Source organism: Roseovarius ramblicola (assembly GCF_042430665.1).
Classification (GTDB): Bacteria; Pseudomonadota; Alphaproteobacteria; order Rhodobacterales; family Rhodobacteraceae; genus Roseovarius; species Roseovarius ramblicola.
On record NZ_JBHMEC010000008.1, the window covers coordinates 201240 to 221453 of the forward strand.

Genomic DNA, 20214 nt, shown 5'->3' on the forward strand with positions numbered 1-20214 from the left:
GCGGGATTTTTCTGGCATACTGATGGCCCGCAAAAGGAGGTTTCGCAATGAAACGCCGTCTTTTCATGGGCTTGCTGCTGTCGCTGCCCGCGCTCGGGACAGCCGCGGCGCAGACCGTACAGGAAACGCTGACCGCCCCGGAGATCGAGGCGCTGCTCAGCGGCAACACCATCGTCGGCACCTGGTCGGGCACGCCCTACCGCCAGTATTACGGGCCGGACGGCACCACGCTCTATGTGCCCCAGGACGGGCGCGCGGACGAGGGGCAGTGGCGCGTCAATGCCGAGACGGACGAATACGAGAGCTGGTGGCGCAGCACCGGCTGGACGCCCTACGCGCTGGCGCGCACCGCGGATGGCAATCACGCGTGGATCAACGGCGACCGGCTGGAGCCGTTCCGCGTGGTGCCCGGACGGCAGATCGAGTGACCCCGAACCTGTAGGTTCAGGGCGCGAACCGCACGGTTCGGCCCCGCGCGGCGCGCGGCCCGGTTACCCCCTTTCAATCCCGCCAGAGCGCCTCGGCGTGGAAGGCGACGTGGTCCTCCATGAAGGTCGAGATGAAGAAGTAGCTGTGGTCATAGCCCGGCTGCATCCGGACGCTGCCCTGCTGACGGCGGGCGAATGCGGCGGCGGCGAGCGTCTCGGGGCGCAGCAGGTCGAGGAACTGATCGGAGGTGCCGGTATCGACGAGCATCGGCCCGTCGAAGCCGCGGTCGGCCATCAGCAGGCTTGCATCATGGGCTTCCCAGGCGCTCTCGTCGGGACCGAGATAGGCGGCGAACTGCTTGCGGCCCCAATCGCCGCCCGTCGGGTTGCAGATCGGCGAGAAGGCCGAGACCGAGCGGAACCGCCCCGGCAGCGACATCGCGAGGGTGAGCGCCCCGTGCCCGCCCATCGAGTGTCCGGTGATCGCCTGCCGGTCCATGTCGAGCGGGAATTCGGCCCCGAGGAGCGCGGGCAATTCGGTGGCCACGTAATCCCACATGCGGAAATGTGGCGCCCATGGGGCCTGCGTGGCGTTGACGTAGAAGCCCGCCCCCTGACCGAGGTCGAACGCCCCGTCATTGGCCACGCCGTCGCCGCGCGGCGAGGTGTCGGGGAACACCAGCGCGATGCCCTGCTCGGCGGCCCAGCCCTGCGCGCCGGCCTTGACCATCGCGTTCTCGTGGGTGCAGGTCAGCCCCGAGAGATACCACAGCACCGGCACCGGGCCGATCCGGGCCTCCTCGGGGAGGAAGAGCCCGAAGGTCATGTCGCAGCCGCAGACATCGGAGGCGTGGGTATGGACGCCTTGCGTGCCGCCGAAGCAGGCGTTTTCCGAAACCGTTTGCATTCTGATCCTGTCCTTTCGTCGATGTCGTGTCAGTAGAGCGTGCCGGTCCAGCCGATCACCGCCGAGACGCTGACCACCGCCGCGGCGGTGGAGATGAAGATCGCCGAGGAGACGCGGCGCGGTGCCACCCCGTAGCTTTGCGCGATGATGAACACGTTTCCCGCCACCGGCAAGGCCGCCGCCGCGATCGCCACCGCCGCCGGAAAGCCCGGCAGGCCGAACACCCAGAGCACCGAGACCGCCACCGCCGCCGGGTGCAGCACCAGCTTGCAAAAGCTGAGCCAGCCCGCCACATGCGGCCGCTCGGCGGATTTCTCCGCCAGCGACGCGCCGATGGCGAAGAGCGCGCCGGGCGTGGCCGCCCCGCCCAGCAGCGCGAGAAAGGCGTTCATCGGGTCGGGGATCGGCAGGCCCAAAGCCGACCACGCGAACCCGGCGGCGATGGAAACGATCATCGGGTTGCGGATCAGGCCGCCGCCGATGCTGCGCAGGATCGCGGGCGACATACGCCCGTCGCGCGCCCCGGTGATGAGGATCACCACCAGCGAGCCGAACACCATGAGATCGACCGCCAGCACCAGCATCACCGGGCCGATCGCCGCCTCGCCCATCAGCATCGCCAGCATCGGCACGCCGAGAAAGCCGACATTGCCGATCACCGCGCATTGCGCCTCGATCGCCGCCGTCTCGACCCCGAGACCGCGCAGCATCGCCACCAGCGTCGCCAGCAGGTAGACGACGAAGGTGGCCGACAGGTAGGCCGCCACCAGACGCCAGTCGAGCACCTCGGCGAGCGACAGGTTGGCGGAGAACCGGAACAGCATCGCCGAGAGCGCGAAGTAGAACACGAAGCGGGTGAGCCAGCGCGTGCCCTCGGCGGAGAAAAAGCCGCTGCGCCCGGCCCCGTAGCCGAGGCCGATGACGAGAAAGAAGGGCAGGGTCTGGAGGAATACGCCGAGCATGGCGCACTGGTAGCAGGCTGGCGGGGGGCGTCAATCACCGGCGGTGCGCCACGGCGCGCGGGCGCGGCTCAGCCCGCCTTGCTGCGCGTGAGGTCGAGGAACACGTCCTGGAGGTCGGCCTGTTCGATGCGCAGGTCGCGGATGCGGATGCCTGCCGCGCGGACCGCTTCGAGCACCGTCTCGGCGGGGGTTTCGCGGGCGCGGTAGCTGATCTCGATGGTGCCGTCGGCCCATTGCCCGGCCTCGATCCCGCTGCCCTGCGGCAGGGTCGTGCCCGGGGCCTCGGGGGTGAGGATCATGCGCCGCCCGTCGAGCCGGTCGAGCAGCCGCGCGGTGCTGTCACGCGCCACCACGGCGCCCTCGTTGATGATGGCGATCTCGTCGCACATCTCCTCGGCCTCTTCGAGGTAGTGGGTGGTGAGGATGATGGTCATCCCCGCCCGGTTGAGGCGGCGGACATTTTCCCAGAGCATCGCGCGCAGCTCGATATCGACGCCCGCCGTCGGCTCGTCGAGCACCAGGATATGGGGGTGATGGACCAGCGCCTTGGCCAGCAGGAGCCGGCGCCGCATGCCGCCCGACAGGGTGCGCGCGTAGGCCCCGGCCTTGTCCTCGAGCCCGACGAGGGCGAGGATCTCGTCGCTTCGGCGCTGGCCGCGCGGCACGCCGTAAAGCCCGGCCTGCACTTCGAGCGCCTCGCGCGGGGTGAAGAACGGGTCGAGGTTCAATTCCTGCGGCATGACGCCGATGGAGGCGCGGCTTTGCCTCGGGTTGCGGTCCTGGTCGAAGCCCCAGATCGTGACCCGGCCGGCGGTCTTGACCACCAGCCCGGCGAGGATGTTGATGAGCGTGGACTTGCCCGCGCCGTTGGGGCCGAGCAGGCCGAAGACCGAGCCCTGCGGGATGTCGAGGTCGATGCCCTTGAGCGCATGTTTCTCCGGGCCGTGACGCCCGCCCGCATAGGTCTTGACCAGACCCCGGATTTCGATGGCACCTGCCGCCATGCCGCTCTTGCCCCCCGGCTCTTGTTCCAGCATAGTCCGACCTAGTCCAACGCAGCGCAAAAGGAAACGCCCCGATGGTAACGCAGGCCCCGGAAACCCGTATCGTCGACAGCTATCGCGTGGCCTGCGACGGCGGCGAAGGGGCGCTTGGCCACCCCCGCGTGTGGCTCCAGATCCCGCGCGAGACGGGCTATGTCGAATGCCCCTATTGCGACGCCAAGCTGATCCATCGCGATTACGAGGGCAAGGTCTGAGCGACCGGCCTTGCGCCCGTGGGGCGGGTGCGATTTGAGTATTTCCGCCAAGAAGAAGCCTCACCGGGAGGGCGCGCGATGTCATTCGGAAAAGGCTGTCACCTGCACCTGATCGACGGGTCGTCGTTCATATTCCGCGCCTATCACGCGCTGCCGCCGCTGACGCGGAAATCCGACGGGCTGCCGATCGGGGCGGTGGCGGGGTTTTGCAACATGCTGCAACGCTATGTCGAGGGCAATCACGGCCCCGACGCCCCCACCCATGTGGCGGTGATCTTCGACAAGGGCAGCCACACGTTCCGCAACGATCTCTATGACGCCTACAAGGCCAACCGCGAGGCGATGCCCGAGGATATGCGCCCGCAGATCCCGCTCACCCGCGATGCCACCCGCGCGTTCAACATCGCCTGCGAGGAGATCGAGGGCTATGAGGCCGACGACATCATCGCGACGCTGGCCTGTCAGGCGCGCGATCTGGGCGGGCGGGTGACGATCATCAGTTCCGACAAGGACCTGATGCAGCTTGTCGGCGGCGGTGTCGAGATGCTAGACGCGATGAAGAACCGGCGCATCGACGTGGACGGGGTGCGCGAGAAATTCGGCGTGGACCCGGACCGCGTGGTGGATGTGCAGGCGCTGGCCGGGGACAGCGTGGACAACATCCCCGGCGCGCCCGGCATCGGGATCAAGACCGCCGCGCTGCTGATCAACGAGTTCGGCTCGCTGGACGAATTGCTGGACCGCGCCGAAGAGATCAAGCAGCCCAAGCGCCGCGAGACGCTGATCGGCAAGCGCGCGCAGATCGAGATGTCGAAGCGGCTGGTGCAGCTTGACTGCGACACGCCGCTGGAGTTCACGCTCGACGATCTGGAGGTGCGCGACCCCGATCCCGAGGTACTGCTTGGGTTTCTGACGGAGATGGAGTTTCGCACCCTGTCGAAGCGGATCGCCGAGGCGCTGGGGCGCGAGGCGCCGGTGATCCCCGAGCCCGCCGCGCAGGAGGTGGCAGAGGCGGCGGTGCCGGACTGGCCCGCGATCGACCCCGCGAGCTATGAGCGGGTGGGCGAGATGGCGGCGCTGGAGCGGTGGATCGCGGCGATTCGCGCGCAGGGCTTTGTCGCTATCGACACCGAGACCACCTCGCTCAACGAGATGCAGGCCGATCTGGTGGGCATCTCGCTGGCGACCGCGCCGGGCACCGCCTGCTACATCCCGCTGGCGCACAAGGGAGGGGCGGCGGACGATCTCTTTGGCTCGGAGGACCTGGCAGAGGGGCAGGTGCCGATGGCCAACGCGCTGGCGGCGCTGAAGCCGGTGCTGGAGGACGATGCGATCCTCAAGATCGGGCAGAACATGAAATACGATGCCAAGATCCTCGCGGCCCATGATATCGCCATCGCGCCCATCGACGACACGATGCTGATGTCCTACGCGCTCCATGCGGGCGAGCACGGGCACGGGATGGACACGCTCTCGGAGCGCTACCTGAGCCACGAGCCGATCCCGATCAAGACGCTGCTGGGCAGTGGCAAGTCCGCGATCACCTTCGACCGGGTGCCGGTGGAGGAGGCGGTGAAATACGCCGCCGAGGATGCCGATATCACGCTGCGGCTGTGGCATGTCTTCAAGCCGCAACTGCACCGCGCGCGCGTCACCACCGTCTACGAGACGCTGGAACGGCCATTGGTGCCGGTGCTGGCGCGGATGGAGCGGCACGGCGTCAAGGTGGACCGCGCCACGCTGCGCGCCATGTCGGGCAAGTTCGCGCAGAAGATGGGCGCGTTGGAGGCGGAGATCCACGCGCTGGCGGGGCGGTCGTTCAACGTCGGAAGCCCCAAGCAACTGGGTGAGATCCTGTTCGACGAGATGGGCCTGGACGGCGGCAAGAAGGGCAAGACCGGGGCCTGGGCCACCGGCGCGGATGTGCTGGAGGATCTGGCGACCGAGCATGAGCTGCCGGCGCGCGTGCTCGACTGGCGGCAGCTATCGAAGCTCAAATCCACCTATACCGACGCGTTGCAGGATCACATCGACCCCGAGACCGGACGCGTGCACACCTCCTATGTGCAGACCGGGGCCAACACGGGGCGGCTCGCCTCGACCGATCCGAACCTGCAAAACATCCCCGTGCGCACCGAGGAGGGCCGCCGCATCCGCGAAGCGTTCGTCGCAGAGGAGGGCAACCTGCTGGTCAGTCTCGATTATTCCCAGATCGAGCTGCGTATCCTCGCGCATGTGGCGCAGATCGACGCGCTGAAACAGGCGTTCCGCGACGGCCACGACATCCACGCCATGACCGCGAGCGAGATGTTCAACGTGCCGATGGACGAGATGACGCCCGAGGTGCGGCGGCAGGCCAAGGCGATCAATTTCGGCGTGATCTACGGCATTTCCGGCTTTGGCCTGGCGCGCAACCTGCGGATCCCGCGGTCCGAGGCGCAGGGATTTATCGACCGGTATTTCGAGCGCTTTCCGGGAATCAAGGGCTACATGGACGAGACCGTGGCCTTTGCCAGGGAACACGGGCATGTGCAGACGCTGTTCGGGCGCAAGATCCACACGCCCGAGATTTCCGCCAAGGGCCCGCGCGCCGGGTTTGCCCGCCGCGCCGCGATCAACGCGCCGATTCAGGGGACGGCGGCGGACATCATCCGCCGCGCCATGATCCGCATGCCCGGTGCCATCGCCGACCTGCCGTGCCGGATGCTGCTACAGGTGCACGATGAACTGATCTTCGAGGTGCAGGAGGATGCCGTGGACCGCGTGATCGGGGCGGTCCGCGAGGTCATGCAGGGGGCCGCGCACCCGGCGGTGCATCTGGATGTGCCGCTTGTGGTGGACGCGGGACAGGGGGCGAACTGGGCCGAGGCGCATTGAGCCGGGTGCCGGCGGGCCGCTATGCGGGCGTATCGGCGGCATTGGCGGCATCGTCCGCCATATCCGCCATATCCGCCAACTCGCCCAGCGTCACCGGCTTGAGCGGCGGGCGGATGCGAAAGTAGCCGGTCTGGTCCGGGGTCTGCGCGTTGGCCTGCGCCAGAAGCGCGGTGACGGTGAGGCCGCAATACCGCCCCTGGCACGGCCCCATGCCGGACCGCCCGAACGCCTTGGCCTGATTGGGCCCGAGGCAGCCGAGCCTTGCATAACCGCGAATGTCGCCGGCGGTGACCTCCTCGCAGCGGCAGATGATGGTGCCGTCCGCCGGTGACAGCGCCCCGGCGAAGGGCGGATAGGCGGCATCGAGGAAGGGGCGCACGGCGGCCTCGCGGTCGCGGGCGCGGATGAGCGGGGCGGCGAGGCGGTCGCGCTCGTCGGCTGTGTTCCGGCCAAGCTGTTCCACCGCCCGGAGCGCGGCGAGGCGGCCGGAATATTCGGCCACCCCGGCACCGCCGATCCCGGCCCCGTCGCCCGCGATCAGGACGCCATCGACATCCGTCGCGCCCCAGGCATCGACCACCGGAGAGAAACAGTGCTGCGCGGCATCCCAGCGATGCGCGACGCCGAGGGAGCGCGCGGCCTGCGTGTTGGGGACGACGCCGTGATGTAGGAGGCCGGTGTCGCAGGCGATGCGGTGCGATGCCCCGCCGCTCTCGAAGGTGACGGCCTCGGCGCGGGTGTCGCCCTCGATGGCGATCCCGGTCGCGCCGGTGTAGCGGGGCACGCGGGCGCGGCGGATCTCGTTGAGGAGCCCGGCCCCCTTTACAAGGTAGCGCCAGCCGCGCAGCGCGCCGCGAAGGTGCCGGGCCGCACCCGCGAGGTCGGCGCGGGTCTGCGTCTCGACCAGCGCGAGGGGCGGGGTGCCCGCGCGCACCATCTGCGCCGCGATAAGGTAGAGCAGCGGACCGCAGCCCGCCAGCACCGCGCGGCGCGGCAGCACGCCCGACTGCTTGAGCAGGATCTGCGCCGCCCCGGCGGTCATCACCCCCGGCAGCGTCCAGCCCGGCACCGGCATCGGACGCTCCAGCGCGCCGGTGGCGAGGAGCACCATCCGCGCCCCGATCTGCGCGCCGCGTCCCTGCCGGGTGAAGGAGACGCGAAAGCCGTCCTCGATGGCCCAGACCACGGCCCCGTCGATATGGGTGACGGCGGCGGCGCGCATCTCGTCCGTCAGCCGCGCGCCGTGCAGGTAATCGGCCCCGAGGATGGCGGCGCGCCGCTTGCCGCTGCGGTCGACATCGCGGTAGATCTGCCCACCGGGGCGGGGCTGTTCGTCGAGCAGGGTGACGTCGGCCCCGTGCCGTGCCGCCGTGGCGGCGGCGGCCATGCCGGCAGGCCCGGCCCCGATCACCAGAAGGTCAGTCCGCCGCATCGGATGCCCCCTGCCCCGCCGGGGTGCCGGGGCGCGCGATTTCGAGGCCGGGGGAGACCTCGATCATGCAGGCCTGCCGCGCCACGCCGTCGATCTCGACAAGGCAATCGAAGCAGGCCCCCATCATGCAGAACGGGCCGCGCGGCGCGCCCGATACCGGCGTATGCCGAAAGCTGTGGACCCCGGCGGCGAGGAGGGCGGCGGCGAGGTTGCCGCCGTCGGGCAGGTCGAGCCGCCGACCATCGAAGGTGACCGGCACGCGCGGCGCGTCGTCAAGCTCAAGAAACGGCGAAGCGGTCTTCACTGAATACCTCCAGATCGGGGGCGGCCCCGGTCCGCTCCAGCCAGTCGGGCAGGAGGCGGGCGTGGGCCGCGGCAAGCGTGATGCCGCTGTGGCAGGTGACGAGGAAGGCACCGGGCATCGCAGGGCTTTCCTGATAGATCGGCAGGCCGTCGGGGGTGAGCACGCGCAACGCGCCCCAGCTCCGCACGAGCTGCGCGCGGGCGAGGCCTGGATAGGTGGCGATCGCCTCGGCGGCGAGACCCGACAGGCCCGGCTGCGTGACGCCGTCATCGTGCCCGACCTCCTCGTTGGTGACGCCGATCTGCACGCCGCCCTCGTCCACCTGACGGGCGATGAGCGACGGGCGGTTGATCATCTTCGGCAGCTTCTCGGTGATCAGGACCTGTCCGCGCTGCGGCCGCACGGGGGCGCGAAACCCCAGTTTCGGCCCGAGCGTCGCGGAACCGAGCCCGGCGGCGAGGACGATCTTGTCCGCCCGCACCTCGGTCCCGTCGGTGCAGCGGAGGCGGAAGCTGTCGGGCTTTGACACCTCGGCCACCGTCTTGCCGTTGAGCACGGTGCCGCCACGCTGACGCACCCCGGCGGCGAGCGCCATCAGCAGGCGCAGCGGGTTGGCGTGGCCATCCTGGTGGTGCAGGATCGCGCCGACGACCCGCGGCCCGATGCCCGGCTCTTCCTTGCGCAGGGCGTTGTGGCCCAGCACATCATAGGGGTAATCGCCGCCGAGCGCGGCCTTGAGCTTTTCGTATTTCTCGACCTTGGCGTGGAGGCTTTGCTCGGAGAAGTGAAAGTCGTAACCGCCCTTTTGCTCCAGCGGCACGGCCTGGCCCGTCTCGTCGCCGAGGGTGGCGGCGAAATCGGCCCAGATGGCGGCCGAGTGCTGCGACCAGCGGGCGTAGCGCGGCTGTGTCATCCCCTTGGACTGCACCCAGACCAGCCCGAAATTGCCCCGGCTGGCGCGGAACGCGCCGTCATCGCCGTCGAGCACGATCACACGCTTGCCGCGCGTCAGGAGGCCCCAGGCGATGGACAGCCCGACGACGCCACCACCGATAATGGCATAATCTGCGTCCATGCCTGCGGTCTCCCTGCGTGGAACGGTCGGCACGGCAAGCGGCGGCGCGCGCCGCTTGCCGCCTCGGCCGGCTTACTTGCCGACGCGGTCGAGAATCGCCTGGCCCCAGTCGGCGCCGACATCCTCGAGCACGACCGGCCAGACCTCTGCCCGGACCTTGTCGGCCATGGCGGCGAGCTGATCGTCGGTCAGATCCACGACATTGGCGCCGAGCTCGTCGGCGAGGCGCTGCTCCCACTTGCCCTGGTCCTCTTCGGCCACGGTCCAGCGGGTTGCCTCGAACTCCTGCGCCGCCTGCCTGAGCGCGGCCTGATCCCCGGCGTCGAGCGCGTTGAACGACTCGGTCGAGATGATCATGTACCAGACCTCGAAATGGGTGTTAGCCGGGATATAGGTCCTGGTCACATCGCGGAACGAGGCGTAATAGCCCTCGGCCCCGGAGCCGATCACGCCATCCACCACGCCGGTCTGGATCGCGGTGAACGCCTCGGAGAACGGGATCGGCGACGGGATATAGCCGAGCGCCTCGCCGGTGAGCTGGAACGACTTGATGCCCGGCACGCGGACCTTGATGCCCTTGTCCGCGGTGGTGCCGGGGCTGACCGGATCGGTGTTGAGCGAGATGCCCCCGAAATAGACCGGGTAGGCGGCGAGCATGGTGATATCCTGGCCGGCGTAGAGATCGGCCATCACGTCGCGCACCGGCCCGTCGGGGCCGTAGATGGCGCGCGCGTCGGCCCAGCTATTGGCAAGGTAGGGGAACGAGCTGATCTGCATCCGCCGTTCGGCCCCGGTGGCGGCGGGCTGCGTTGCCATCTCGATCGCGCCGATGCTGATGCGTTCCTGCACGGTGGTATAATCGCCGAGCGCGGAGGCGGGGAACACGTTGATGCTCACGTCGCCGCCGGTGGCCTCGGCCACCTGTTCGGAGAAGGCGCGCAGCTCCTTGTCGATGGTGGCCCCCTGCGGGCGCACATGGCTCATCTTGAGGTCGGCGGCGCCGGCCATCGTGCCGAGCGCGACAAGCGCTACTGCGGCGGTGGTTGTCATGAAGCGTTTCATTCTGGAACTCCTCTGTTGGATTGGTTGGCTTCGGGGTGGACGGGATCAGTAGCCGAACAGCCGCGGCAGGAAGAGCGACAGGTCCGGCCAAAGCGAGGTGAGAAAGACCACCGGCACATAGCCGGTCACGATCAGCATCATCGCGGGCGGGATGACCTTGGTGACCTTGACGTTGCCGATGCGCGCGCCGAGGTAGAGGATCGAGGCATAGGGCGGCGTCACGCCCCCCATCGCCGTGTTGACCCCCATGATGGCGGCGAATTGCACCGGGCTGACGCCGATCGCGTTCATCAGGGGCAGCAGCAGCGGCGCGATCAGGATGATGGCGGTGACGTCGTTGACGACCATGCCGACAAGAAACAGCAGGATGTTGATGAAGATCAGCAGCAGGACCTTGTTCTCTGTCACCTCGAAGATGGCGCTGACCATCTTTTGCGGGATCGCCTCGTAGACGAACATCTGGCTCAGGATCATCGAGAACAGGATCATCAGCATGATCGCACCGACGGCGGTGGCGGCCTCCTTGCCGGCGTCGAGGAACGTGCCCCACTTGAGCCCGCGATAGATGAAGAACCCCACGGGCAGCGCGTAGATCACCGAGATCGCCGCCGCCTCGGTCGGTGTCATGATGCCGCCGTATATGCCGCCGAGGATGATGATCGGCATCAGCAGCGCCGGGGTCGCGTGGACGCCGTTGCGCGCGACCTTGGCGGCGAGTTCCGGGAAGTCGGGCTTGTCGTCGAGCACGAGGTCGAACTTGCGGCTCATCCACAGGTTCATCGCCGAGAAATTCACCATGATGAGCAGGCCCGGCCCCAGCGTGGCGAGGAAACAGGCGAGGATCGAGGTATCGGTCACCCAGCCATAGACGATCATGGTGACCGATGGCGGGATCAGCAGGCCGAGGATCGAGGAATTGGCGATCAGCGCGGTGGCGTATTCGCGCGGGTAGCCGCGCTTTTCCATCTCGGGGATCAGTAGCGGGCCGATGGCGGCGATCCCGGTCAGCCCCGAGCCGGAGATCGCACCGATGATGGCGCAGCTCACGGCGGCGACCACGCCGAGCCCGCCGCGGACGTGGCCGATGAAGGCGTTGACGAATTGCAGGAGGCTCGCGGCGATGCCGCTCGCACTCATGATCGTGCCGGCGAGGACGAAGAGCGGGATGGCCAGAAGCACCGGGTTGCCAAGCTGCTGGAACCCCCAGAGCATCATGCCCTTCATGGTCACGTCGCCGAGGAAATACATCACCATCAGCGCCCCGCCGAAGCAGTAGGGCAGCGGCACCCCGAGGGTCAGCGTGACCACGAGGACGGCGATGGCAAGCAGGGCGATCTCGATCATCGGGTGGCTCCGTGGCCGCGCAGGGCGTTGACGTGGCGCACAAGGTGCGTGGCGGTGTAGAGCATCATCAGGCCGAGCCCGGTGACGAGCGCCACGTCGGAATAGAAGGTGGGGATGTAGAGGGTCGGGCTTTCCTTCCAGACACGCCACGCATACCCGGTATAGTCCCATGCCCAGCTCATCAGCCACAGGCCGACGGACAGGCTGATGACCTCGCCGACGATGGCGAGGATGGTGTGGCCCCGCCGGGTTTTTATGGCGATTTCGAGGACGTTGGCGCGGATGTGGGTATCCTCGCGGGAGGCGTTGACCGCGCCGAGGATGTAGAGCCACAGGGTGGGGTAGAGCATCGTCTCCTCAAGCCCCATGACCGGAACCTGCAGGACGTAGCGGGTGATGACCTGAAGGAACTGGCCGAGGGCGACGAGGATGATCAGCCCGGTCAGCAGGTATTTGGCGAAGCTGTCCATGTATCCTCCCATCCGGCGGGCTGCGCGGCCGGTTGGTCGTCATTTCACTGGACGGACGTCATAAGATCAATTTAGAAATACTTGTGGGTTGATAAATCGGGTGTATGGACTGGATGAATATTTCGCTTCGCCAGATCACGACGTTTCGGGAGGTGATGCGCAGCGGGTCGATTTCACAGGCCGCGCGGACGATGATGCGGACGCAGCCCGCGGTCAGCGCGATGGTCGCGACGCTGGAGGACGAGTTGGGGTTTCGCCTGTTCGTGCGCGAGCACGGCAAGCTGTCCCCCACGCCCGAGGCGCAGTTCTTCCTTGAGGAATGCGAGGCGATCCTTGACCGGCTCGAACGGACCGAGCGAACCGTCAACCAGATCCGGTCGCTTCAGGCGGGCAAGCTGCGCATCGCCTGCCTGCCGGCGGCGTCGGGGCTATTCATGCCGCGGCTGCTGACCGGGTTTCTGGCCGACAAGGACGAGCTGGATGTCGAGCTCATCATGCGCTCTTCGAGCCTCATCGAGGACCTGATCGCCTCGCAGCAATACGATCTCGGCTTCTCCGAGACACCGGCCCCGAGGGCGTCGATCGAGCAGGCGGATTTCGAACTCGAATGCGTCTGTGTGCTGCGCGCCGACGATCCACTTGCGGCCCGGGAGGAGATCGGCCCGGAGCAGCTCGATGGCCGGCCCATGGCCGTGCTGTTCGATAATCACACGACGACGCGGCGGACCGCTGCCGTCTTTCACGAGGCCGGTTGCACGCTGACAAGGCGGGTGGAGTTGCGGACGTCGCTTCCCGGTCTTCAGTTTGTCGCGGCGGGGATGTGCTACATGATCTGCGACATGCTCACGGCCTACAGCTATATCGTGCAGGACCGCGCCGCAGGGCATCTCGTGGTCCGCCGCTTTCGCCCGGTCATTCGCAACAGCGTGTCGATCCTGACGCCGGGATACGCGACGATGTCGCTCACGACACGGGCCCTGTACGGGCATCTGGAACAGTCGATCCACCGGATGCGCGAGACGATGGAGGCGGCGACCGAGATGCCGTCACCGGGTGGGTGACACCGGCAGGGACGGTCCCCTGCCGGTGCGATCCGGCTCAGGGTTGCTGGCGCGGCGCCGCGGGGGCATTGGCGAACAGATCGGGCTGCAGGCTGTGCAGGTGCGACATCACCATAGCCATGAGGCCGCTGCGCACCCATGCGGCGAGCGTGGCGTCGTCGAGCGCCGCAAGCTTGTCGGTATCAACGATCTGCAAGTCGCGAACCTGCCCGATCTGCTCCTCGCCCTTGCGCACGGTGAACACGCGCGACACCAGAACGTCAGCCTTTCGCAGCGGTTCGAAGAGGGCCTCGGTCTCGGTCAACTCGCGCTGGAACGTCGTCAGGAAAGTGCGGGCACGGTCGACAATGCCGCCTTCCGGGACTTCGTCCTTTTCGAACAGCGGCTCGCCGGTGCCGTCATCGCTCATCGCGGTCGGCTCAACCATGAGCACGAACCGGTCGGATTCGGACTGTTCGCCGAGGACGAACGGATAGCGGCGAAGATGCGCGGGGACATAGCGCCCGGCCCAGCTTCCGTCTTCGGCCACCCAGAGGTTGTTGCCGGGGGCATAGCCCATCAGCGCCACCGGCACCCCGCGTCCCGTGGTCGGGAACACGATGGGAAATTCGCGGCTGGCCAGCAGAATCTCGGTGCCTGCGAGCGGCGCGCTCAGGACATTGCGCGCGTAGCTGAAATCGGTGACCGGGTGATACCCGAGCCCGGCGTGTTTTTTTGAGTCGAGGATAACGGCGTTTTCGAACAAGGAACTTTCCCTATCATGATGAGAATTGCCGCTGCCTGGCTCCCCGTGCGCGGTCGGGCGGTGAGGGGAGATGACGGCGCGACCGGAAAATCGGGTCCGGAAGCGCGGGCCACCGGACCCGTGTGGATCACTCGATCTGCTGCGCGATCACGAACAGCGTCGCGACATCCGGCAGGCCGGTTGTCGTCAGGCCGGCCTGTTCCTGCCATGCCTCGATGGCGCTGGCGGTCTTCGGGCCGTATTTGCCGTCGGCCGACCCCCCTTCGAGCATGCCCTCGCCGATAAGGAACTGCTGAACCTTCAGAAGGGTGGACTCGTTGACGGTGGCCGACCGGCCGTTGCGCGACAGTTGCGAAATCGGGCTGTCCGCGGACAGCGCGAGCTTTTCGAAGCTGGTCATCATCGCGTCGACCACGGCCTCGAAAAGCTGATCGGGATTGTTGGTGCAGATATTGCGTGCCAGGGCGACGAGCGGATACTGGCTCTTGATCGGGGTCAGGTCGTAGATACCGTCCCCGACGCGGTTGCGGGCCGAGATATAGCCCGAGATCCATTCGGCCATCTGGCCCTGGGCCTGTGCGGCCTGCTCTCCGCCGAGGACCGTGACGATGGCGTTGCAGTCGCGCGCTCCCCAGCCATAGACGGCAAAATCGCCGCTCTCTGTGGCGGCGTTCGCGGGAACCGTGCCGGCCCCGAGAAGAAGGGCTGCGGCGGTGGTGCGGAAAATACGCATGTCCAGTGAATTCCCTCGTTCGGTGTGATTGGTCTTGACGGAAGAAGGGCCCCCGCCTTTCGGCAAGGGCCCCCCTGTTGTTACGCGCTTAGCGGTTGGCGCGCGTGACGGTGCTGGACGAGAAGTTCCCGACCGCGGTGCTGCCGATGCTGTTGCCGCCGACAGCGGCCGAGGACGCGGTGACGAGACCGGTCGAGAAGACCCCGATGGACGCTCCGGTGGCCGTCGAGGTGATGTTCCCCGAGTTGGTCTGGCCGTTGAAGATCGCCGCGGTGGCGTCGTTCCCGGTGCCGTTGAGCGCCGTCAGCGTCACGCTGTTGGTCGCGACGTTGCCGAAGCCGGACGCCTGGACCGAGTTCCCCGACAGGCTGGCCGATGCGCCGTTGAGCGCCTGACCGGTCGTCGAGGTAGCGTTGACCCGGAAGGACGCGCCGGTGGAACTGGCATTGACACTCGCCTGCTGCACCTGCTCGTTGAACACCCCGAAGGAGGCATTCAGGACGCCGCTGTCCGGGAGAACCGACGTGGTCGTGGCGTTGGTCGATCCGGTCCCGACATTCGAGCCCTCGGCGTTGAGCACGTTCTGCGAGACGTTGCCGCGTGCCAGCGCCAGGACGCTGTTGCCCGAAACATCCGCCGTGCCGTTTGCCAGTGCACCAGCCGTTCCGGCCCCGTTGAGGGTGACCGAGGTCGTGGTCGAGGCCGAGGCCGTGACCGCACCGGTCGTGTCGTTGAACTGGAAGTTCCCGACAATGCCGGTGGCCCCGGTCGTCGCGGTCGCCATGTCGCCGACGTTGACGCTGTTGTTGAGCGCCAGGTTGGCGGTTGCCCGCGCCTCGACCGCGTTGCCACCCACCGACAGCGTGCTGCCGGAGGCCGCCGCACCGGTACCGGTCGCCGCCGAGGCGTCGATCGTCACGATGTTGCTGTTGTTGGCCGAGGAGATGGTGCCGGCGTTCGCCTGATTGCTCAGGAGCAGGTTGCCGGCGTTGGCGTTGACGTCACCAGCAAAACCGGAGGCATCGACCGTGGCGTTGGTAGCGCTGGGTCCGGAGGCACCCTGATCACCCGAGAGGATGTTGGCCCCGGTCGCGCCCAGCGTGTTCTGCGCCTGGTTGCCCACTGCGCTTGCGCTGCTGACGTTGCCCGAGACATCCACCGACGAGAGGTTGATGCCGGTTGCATCGGTCACAGTTGCGGCGTTCGCCGCGGCGACCACCCCGACCGACGAGCTGCCGGTGGCAGCCACCGCACCGATGTTGGTCTGGGTGTTGCCCAGTTGGGTCGATGCGTTGACGTTGGCCGCGCCGGACCCCGACGACAGGGTGTTGACCGCCGAGTTGGCCAGCGCCGTTGCCAGCGAGGAGTTGCCGCTTTGCGACACGCTGGAGCCGTCGATCGCGTTGCCGTCCGAGTTGGTGGACGACAGGCGCACCTGCGACTGGTTGGTCGTGGCCGACACGCCGAACTGGTTGTCCTGGCTGGAGGCAAGAACGTGAGCCCCGGTCAGGGTGTCCGTCGTGACGTCGAAGGTGGCATCGCCGCCCGCACCACCGTTGATGTTGGCGCCGTCCACGGTGACCGAGTTGGTGGCCACGTTGCTGCGCGCCAGCGCCGAGGTGACGTTGCCGTCCTGCACGATGCTGCTCTGCTGCACCGGTACGGTCGCGGTCTGGTCAAGTTCGACCCGCACCGACTGATCGACTGTCGCCGTGATCGTGCCGCTTCCCGTTGCCGTCTGCACGTTGGCAAGGGCACCGGTCCGGTCGTTGTTGGCAGAGCCGTCGAGGGTCAGGCTGTTGCTGGCCGGAGTGGTCTGGTTGCCGGTGGCCTGGGCGATGGTGACGTTGCCGCTCTGCTCGACGCTGCCCGAGATGATCGGGTCGCCGGTAGCCGTCTCGTCCTGGTTGAACACATCGGTGTCAGCATCGGCCGAGATGCTGGCCGTGACGTTCTGACGCGAGGCCAGCACGTTGCCCGCCGAGACGTTGCCCACATCAACCGTGGCATCGGCGCCGGTTCCGGCGTCGAGGTTGGTGGCGGAGGCATCGACCGAGTTGGTGACGACGTTGCCGTTGGCGACCGATTCGTTGCGGTTGTTGGTCATGTCGAGCGACGAGTTCGTCGAGCCGACATTCGCCAGAACCTGCACATCCGAGGTCGTATCCACCGTGGCGTTCGAGAGCTGGCTGCTTTCCAGCGCCGTGGCCGCGTCGGAGTTGGTGGCCGTCACGTCAACGCTGTTGGTGGCCCGGTTCGCGGTCGCGAAGGACTGCTGCAGGTTGCTGTCCAGCGTCTGGCTCGAGTTCAGGGTCGGTTCGATATCGTCGCCGTCGTCGATGATGCCGAAGGTCGCCGCGACGTCGGTTTGCAGCGCCGAGCCGTTGACCTGCACGTTGGCGGTGGCCAGTTCGGCATCGGCGGGCGCGACATCCGCATCGCTCGGGTCGGTGGACGCATCCGCCGCCGGGCCGGTCACCGAGGTCGCCTCGGCTGAGGCGGCGTTGGTGGCGGTGTTGCCGGTGGCCTCGCCGACCACGGTGTTGTCGGAGACGGACACGGTGGAACCGCTGATCTGACCGAAACCGGCCCCATCGGCGTCGATCCGGGCGATCACGCCCGCGCCGTTGAAGGAGCCTTGGGACGGCGGTGTGAAGAAGCCATTGATTTGGAGCACTTCATCGCCGTTGTCAGAGCCAAACTGCCCCGGATTGCCACTGGCGTTGGACTGGAAAATGATCGCCAACTGCGAAGTGTCGACGGTGCCATTCCCCGGAATCTCCGCAGTAGTGTCTCCGACAGTAGCATTGTCGAACCCTGCTGCGGCGAGAATAGCCTGCTCTTCAGTTGTGAGCGGAGTGCCGAAGGTGACAACAACCGGATTGGCGTCTGAATTGACGATGTCGTCACCGAATTGCTCCAAGAACCCTTGGTTGCTCTGACCAGAATTGTTCGAGTTAAACCCAGCCGTCGGGTCTTGACCCACGACACCCAAGGTCGCCGTGACGCTGCCCTGACCGGTCGTGCCCTGGTAGTTGGCCACGGTGCCGGAGGCGCCGATGGTGGCGCTGGCGGCGCCGCCGAGCGAGACGCTGTTGGCGGCGGTGTTGGCCGTTGCCGAAGAGCTGAGCAGGTTGTCATCTGACACCAGCGTCGAGTCACTCAGGCTGTTGGCCACGCCCGTTTCGATGGTGTTGGAAAACGCACTCCCCGTTTCGTCACTGTTCTGGGTCGCGAGGATCGTGGCCCCCGAGACCTGCGACGAGGCCGAGACAAAGCTTCCGCCCGCACTAACGCTGCCACCCGTGGTGACAAACGGCGATGCCGCGCTGCCGGAGGTGATGTTGGTGCCATCGGCGGACACATCATTGCCGGTGGTCACGTTGCCGCGTGCAATCACCGACACGGTGTTGTCCGAGGTCGAGAGACTGGAGTCGAGTACGTCGGGAGCGAACCCGGTCTGCTCTGTCAGGATCGGGTTCCCATCCGTTCCGACATTGCGCGCCGTGACGGTGCTGGTGTCGGTCATGTCCTGCTCGTTGGCGACCGAGGCGACGGTGCCGGTGCCGGTGCCCGAGAGGGTGCCGTTCAGCGCGTTGAACGCGAGGCTGATGCCATTATCGGCAGTCTGCCCGGTGGCCGAGGCCGACAGGCTGTTACCGTCGGTAACGATGGTCGAACCGGTGGTACTGCCCGCTGAGTTGTCACTTCCGAACACTGTCGCGACCTGGTTATCGGTGGACGTGGCAGAGACACCGCCGGCACGCGATTGGTCGTTGGTCACGACCTGCGCAGCGGTCACGGTGGGCTGATCGCCGGTACCTCCGGTGTTGATGTTGGTGCCGCCGGAATTGGTGCCCGCCGACAGGTTGTTGGTGCCGTTGGTCACCGACAGATCATTGGTCGCGTCACCCCCGGTGGCGGTGCTGCCGATGTCGTTGCCGGTGTTCAGCAGCGAACTGTCGGTCACGGCCAGCGGAGTGGTAACGGTGGTGCTGTTGCCAGTGGCCGACGCTTGCACGCCTGCACCTGCGCCCGCGTTCTGCACCGAAGCAACCACGCCCGCCGCGCTCTGATCGGCGCCCGAGGTCAGCGACAGGCTGTTGCTGGTGGTCGCGCCGGTGGCCGAGGCGGTCTGGCTGTTGCCGTCCACCGCGATGGTCGAGGTGTCGGTGGTGGTTTCGGAGAAGCCGGTAATCGAGTTGTTCGTCGTCCGACCGCGAACCGTCGTTCCGTCGGCCTCACGCTGGACGTTGGCGATGACCGCGTCGCCTTCGGCGTTCAGTTGCACGCCGCCGGTGACGGTGTCGCTGTCGCTGCTGGTTGCGGCACCACCCGGTTCGCCGGTGATGTTGCTGGCGTCGAGCGCGATCGTCTGCGTGCTGTCGTTGCCGGTGGCATCCGAGCTCTGGGCGTTGCCCGAGACCGTGATGGTGCTGTCGAGCACGGCACCGCTGAGGTTGCCGTTCGAGTCGTCCCCGGCGCTTGCCGAGACGGTCGAGTCGATGGTGTCGGCGGTGATGATCACCGCTTCGATCGGGTCGATGCTCTGCAGGTTCGAGACCACGGCGGAGCCGGTGATCGAGGCGGTGGTGCCGTTCGAGGCGATGCTGTTCGACGCCGCGTTGCCGGTGGCCGTCGATGCCTGATCGCTGTCCGACACGGTGACGGTGCCGCTGGCGAGATCCTCGATGGTGGCGGTGGTATCCGCACTGGTCACGGTGCCGGTGATGTTGATCGTCGTTGCCGCAGGGGTGGATTCGATCTCCTGCGACGAGCTGACCACGAGATCGCCCGAGGCATCATTGTCCGGCGACCCGGCGAGCGTCGCGTCGATGTCGGCGCTGGCCTGACCCGCAGCCTCCTCGGCCACGTTCACGCCGGGATCGATATTGATCGCCGAGGTGCCGGAATTGCCGGTGGCCGAGGCCGTGGTGTCGTTGTTGTCGAGCAGCGCGGTGCCGGTGAAGGTGCGCACGCTTGCATTGGGATTCTCGATCAGGATCGAGTGCGTGTCACCCGACGCGGTGGCCGAGATGGTATCGGTCTCGACCGACTGAAGGTTGCCGACGACCGCCGTGTCGCCCAGCGTCGAGGGCGCGAAGGCGAGGATCGCCGAGGTCGACCCCGAGTTGCCGGTGGCCGAGGCCGAGAACAGGTTGTCGGTGCCCGAGAGCGCGCCGGTCAGCGTGTCGGGGGCGGCGCCGAGGTTGATCATGTTGATCGTGACGGTGCTGCCCGTGGTGGTGGCCGTCGGGTTGGCGGTCACAAGCTGGGTGTTGTCGCCGACCACGTCACCGGTGAGCGTCATGTTCTGCGTGGGCCCGACATTGGTGACGGCCGTGGCCTGTGCGTGGACAACCGCCGCGCCGAATGCCGTCGAGACGGCGACTGCTGCTGCTGTACCGAGAAGATTGTTCTTGAGGGTCATGCCCGTTCTCCTTGTGAAATACTGTCGAAAAGTTCTGTCATGCCGATGAGGCCCCAAAGCCGCACCTGTGGTTCAAACCGTCGTCGCGCTGCGTCGCTTGCTGCGAATGCGCTGTGCGCCGGTTG

Annotated in this window: 16 protein-coding genes; 4 read left to right on the forward strand and 12 right to left on the reverse strand. The window is 67.2% G+C overall.

The genetic code is table 11. The features are described 5' to 3' along the window. The first annotated feature begins 47 nt into the window (after window positions 1-47). The gene (locus ACFFU4_RS04500) at window positions 48-428 is read left to right on the forward strand and encodes a YncE family protein (protein WP_377067477.1); all 381 of its coding nucleotides are present in this window, start codon (window positions 48-50) and stop codon (window positions 426-428) included. Window positions 429-501: 73 nt separating this feature from the next. Here ACFFU4_RS04500 and fghA read toward each other — a convergent pair whose 3' ends face one another. The 3 genes from fghA to ACFFU4_RS04515 all read right to left on the reverse strand — a co-directional run bounded on the left by fghA (window position 502) and on the right by ACFFU4_RS04515 (window position 3301). Beyond that, complete coding sequence (fghA, locus tag ACFFU4_RS04505; RefSeq protein ID WP_377067479.1) at window positions 502-1335, reverse strand: S-formylglutathione hydrolase; 834 nt, start codon at window positions 1333-1335, stop codon at window positions 502-504. Between the two features lie 29 nt (window positions 1336-1364). Next, the gene (locus tag ACFFU4_RS04510; RefSeq protein ID WP_377067481.1) at window positions 1365-2297 is read right to left on the reverse strand and encodes an AEC family transporter; all 933 of its coding nucleotides are present in this window, start codon (window positions 2295-2297) and stop codon (window positions 1365-1367) included. 68 nt (window positions 2298-2365) lie between these two features. Next, on the reverse strand, window positions 2366-3301 hold the full coding sequence (locus ACFFU4_RS04515) for an ABC transporter ATP-binding protein (RefSeq protein WP_377067819.1): 936 nt from the start codon (window positions 3299-3301) through the stop codon (window positions 2366-2368). Between the two features lie 74 nt (window positions 3302-3375). Between ACFFU4_RS04515 and ACFFU4_RS04520 the strand changes: the two genes are divergently transcribed. Together ACFFU4_RS04520 and polA are read left to right on the forward strand one after the other, a co-directional pair. Next, window positions 3376-3555, forward strand: coding sequence for a zinc-finger domain-containing protein (locus tag ACFFU4_RS04520; protein ID WP_377067483.1), 180 nt, complete (start codon window positions 3376-3378; stop codon window positions 3553-3555). A gap of 78 nt (window positions 3556-3633) precedes the next feature. Next, window positions 3634-6432, forward strand: a complete 2799-nt coding sequence (gene polA, locus ACFFU4_RS04525) for a DNA polymerase I (protein WP_377067485.1) — start codon at window positions 3634-3636, stop codon at window positions 6430-6432. Between the two features lie 19 nt (window positions 6433-6451). Here polA and ACFFU4_RS04530 read toward each other — a convergent pair whose 3' ends face one another. From ACFFU4_RS04530 to ACFFU4_RS04555, 6 genes are all read right to left on the reverse strand, one after another. Then, window positions 6452-7864 (reverse strand): FAD/NAD(P)-dependent oxidoreductase, encoded by a 1413-nt coding sequence (locus ACFFU4_RS04530; RefSeq protein ID WP_377067487.1) that lies wholly within the window; start codon window positions 7862-7864, stop codon window positions 6452-6454. After that, window positions 7851-8168, reverse strand: coding sequence for a (2Fe-2S)-binding protein (locus tag ACFFU4_RS04535; protein WP_377067489.1), 318 nt, complete (start codon window positions 8166-8168; stop codon window positions 7851-7853). The genes ACFFU4_RS04530 and ACFFU4_RS04535 overlap by 14 nt, the downstream gene beginning before the upstream one ends. Continuing rightward, the gene (locus ACFFU4_RS04540; RefSeq protein ID WP_377067491.1) at window positions 8143-9243 is read right to left on the reverse strand and encodes an NAD(P)/FAD-dependent oxidoreductase; all 1101 of its coding nucleotides are present in this window, start codon (window positions 9241-9243) and stop codon (window positions 8143-8145) included. The genes ACFFU4_RS04535 and ACFFU4_RS04540 overlap by 26 nt, the downstream gene beginning before the upstream one ends. A gap of 72 nt (window positions 9244-9315) precedes the next feature. Next, window positions 9316-10293 carry a TRAP transporter substrate-binding protein DctP gene (gene dctP / locus ACFFU4_RS04545; RefSeq protein ID WP_377067492.1) on the reverse strand — a complete coding sequence of 326 codons (978 nt, stop codon included), beginning with the start codon at window positions 10291-10293 and terminating at the stop codon, window positions 9316-9318. A gap of 57 nt (window positions 10294-10350) precedes the next feature. Continuing rightward, window positions 10351-11649 (reverse strand): TRAP transporter large permease, encoded by a 1299-nt coding sequence (locus ACFFU4_RS04550; protein WP_377067494.1) that lies wholly within the window; start codon window positions 11647-11649, stop codon window positions 10351-10353. Next, complete coding sequence (locus ACFFU4_RS04555) at window positions 11646-12119, reverse strand: TRAP transporter small permease (protein WP_377067497.1); 474 nt, start codon at window positions 12117-12119, stop codon at window positions 11646-11648. The genes ACFFU4_RS04550 and ACFFU4_RS04555 overlap by 4 nt, the downstream gene beginning before the upstream one ends. Before the next feature lie 113 nt (window positions 12120-12232). Here ACFFU4_RS04555 and ACFFU4_RS04560 point away from each other — a divergent pair, with 113 nt between their 5' ends. Then, the gene (locus ACFFU4_RS04560) at window positions 12233-13180 is read left to right on the forward strand and encodes a LysR substrate-binding domain-containing protein (protein ID WP_377067499.1); all 948 of its coding nucleotides are present in this window, start codon (window positions 12233-12235) and stop codon (window positions 13178-13180) included. A gap of 37 nt (window positions 13181-13217) precedes the next feature. Here the strand turns inward: ACFFU4_RS04560 and ACFFU4_RS04565 are convergent, their stop codons facing one another. From ACFFU4_RS04565 to ACFFU4_RS04575, 3 genes are all read right to left on the reverse strand, one after another. Continuing rightward, window positions 13218-13925 carry a SapC family protein gene (locus tag ACFFU4_RS04565; RefSeq protein WP_377067501.1) on the reverse strand — a complete coding sequence of 236 codons (708 nt, stop codon included), beginning with the start codon at window positions 13923-13925 and terminating at the stop codon, window positions 13218-13220. A gap of 127 nt (window positions 13926-14052) precedes the next feature. Continuing rightward, complete coding sequence (locus ACFFU4_RS04570) at window positions 14053-14658, reverse strand: peptidoglycan-binding domain-containing protein (RefSeq protein WP_377067503.1); 606 nt, start codon at window positions 14656-14658, stop codon at window positions 14053-14055. Between the two features lie 88 nt (window positions 14659-14746). Beyond that, on the reverse strand, window positions 14747-20089 hold the full coding sequence (locus ACFFU4_RS04575; protein ID WP_377067505.1) for a beta strand repeat-containing protein: 5343 nt from the start codon (window positions 20087-20089) through the stop codon (window positions 14747-14749). Window positions 20090-20214 lie beyond the last annotated feature (125 nt).